1 protein-coding gene is annotated in these 252 nt (G+C 65.5%); it reads right to left on the reverse strand.

What is annotated here, in order from left to right; all coding sequences use genetic code 11:
- Positions 1–233: hypothetical protein (locus tag Ga0451573_RS19415; protein ID WP_269438414.1), on the reverse strand; the 233-nt coding region annotated here is incomplete at its 3' end.
- Positions 234–252 lie beyond the last annotated feature (19 nt).

Raw genomic sequence — 252 nt, forward strand, 5'->3', positions numbered from 1 at the left:
TACTGTTTTTCGAACCCGCCGATGGAATCCACCCCGGCGACGCCATTCACCGTCCGCAGCTGCGGCGCGATGATCCAGTCCTGGACGGTCCTCAGATAGGCCGCGCGGGAGACGTCGTCAGTCAGCCGGTCGCCCTCGGGCGTCAGGAACGACCCATCGGATTGCCAACCCGGCTGACCGTTGCGCACAGTCGCGCCGCGACCGCCCGGGTTCTCGTAGTCGATGGCGTACATAAAGACTTCGCCCAGACCC

Origin of the sequence: Phosphitispora fastidiosa, from assembly GCF_019008365.1 — a bacterium.
Taxonomy (GTDB): Bacteria; Bacillota; Thermincolia; order Thermincolales; family UBA2595; genus Phosphitispora; species Phosphitispora fastidiosa.